Below are 1,505 nucleotides of genomic sequence, written 5' to 3'. Positions count from 1 at the left end.
GCCAATGAGGAAGGTGATCAGCCATTCCTCCAGGTGATCCAGAAATTTCATGATTCCAGCCCCCAAAAAAGTGAGGGGACTCTCGCCCCCTCACAATGCGTATCGACTATAAAAAGCGAGGGGGCTTTCGCCCTCTCACAATGCGTATCGATTAAAGCTTGCTTGGGTCGAAGTTGGTCGCCTTGTATACGGCTTCGATATTCTCTTTGCCGATGCGGCCGGACATCTTCTCGTGCACCGGTACCAGCGCCTTCTTCAGTGCCTTCTTCTGCTCGGCGGTCGGTGTCGTCACCTGGCTCTTGCCCGACTTGCGCACCTCGGCCATGGCGATATCGTTCTCTTCCTGAGCGATCTTGTTGGCGTAGGCCGTGGCTTGATCCATGGCGCTTTCCAGAGCCGTCCGAATATCCGAGGGTAGACCGTCCCAGAACTTCTTGTTGGTAATCACCGCATAGCCAAGATAGCCATGGTTGGTCATCACCACGAACTTCTGTACCTCATGCATCTTCTGTGTGTAGAGATTGGAAGGTGGATTCTCGGTTCCATCGACCACACCGGTCTGCAGGGCCTGATAGACCTCGGAGAAGGCCATCTTCTGCGGGATCGCTCCCACCGCCCGCATCTGGGCGTCGAGCACTTCGGATGACTGGATGCGCATCTTCAGCCCCTTGTAGTCTTCAGGCATATTGATCGGCTTGTTCGCGCTCATCACCTTGAAGCCGTTATCCCAATACGCGAGACCGACCAGGCCGCGGGTTTCGAGCTTCTTCAGCAAGGCCTTGCCCACCGGACCCGTGGTAATCAAGTGCAGTTCCTTGTAGTCGTCGAAGATATACGGGAGGTCGAATAATTCGAACTCCTTCAAGCCGAGCGGACCGAACTTGGCGAGGGAGGGTGCCAGCATCTGCACCGCACCGAGTTGCAGCGCTTCCATTTCTTCCTTGTCCTTGTACAGCGTGGAATTGGCATAGACCTCGACCTTGACCTTACCCTTGGTCAGTTCGCCCGCCTTCTTGGCGAAGAAATCCGCCGCCTTGCCCTTGGGCGTGTCGTTGGCGACGACGTGACTGAACTTGATGACGATCGGTTCTTGTGCGGAAGCGAGCGGCGGAACAGCAGAAAGGAAGACGGCTACCAGACCGAAAAGCAGTTTTGAAGCTTTCATATTATGAATCTCCTCCATCTAACACGTTAACGAGAATCGGGAAAATCCCGACACGCGACGGTACTATCACAAAAACAGCCCAGGCCGGCTATTGTGGAAACTACGTAACTGGTTTCGGATGCGTGAATGCGGGTTGTACCACATTGGGCAGCACGAAATTGCCTAAGGACGAGGCGATGGTCTGTCAACCGGGAAGTCAGTTCCTGTAGCGACTACCCCAGCTACAGCGCAAGCACACCTTCTCGCAGTTGTTGAGATGCTGAGAGAAGCGTCATTCTTCATAACCATGCTGGGAGCTGTGGCCCATTCGAACACTTTGGTTTCGTAACCCAAGCCTAGC

At 54.6% G+C, this 1,505-nt stretch carries 1 protein-coding gene; it reads right to left on the bottom strand.

The genetic code is table 11. The annotated features are described in order from the left end of the window. Positions 1-151: 151 nt before the first annotated feature. On the bottom strand, positions 152-1,165 hold the full coding sequence (locus PROAA_RS10055; RefSeq protein WP_186411211.1) for a TRAP transporter substrate-binding protein: 1,014 nt from the start codon (positions 1,163-1,165) through the stop codon (positions 152-154). Positions 1,166-1,505: the final 340 nt, after the last annotated feature.

It is taken from the genome of Candidatus Propionivibrio aalborgensis (assembly GCF_900089945.1).
In the GTDB taxonomy this organism is placed as follows: Bacteria; Pseudomonadota; Gammaproteobacteria; order Burkholderiales; family Rhodocyclaceae; genus Propionivibrio; species Propionivibrio aalborgensis.
This window is presented reverse-complemented; position numbering and strand designations above follow the sequence as displayed.

Bases quoted from the DNA above. Each gene is read 5' to 3' on its own strand.
- PROAA_RS10055 (WP_186411211.1), bottom strand. From the start codon at position 1,165: ATGAAAGCTTCAAAACTGCTTTTCGGTCTGGTAGCCGTCTTCCTTTCT.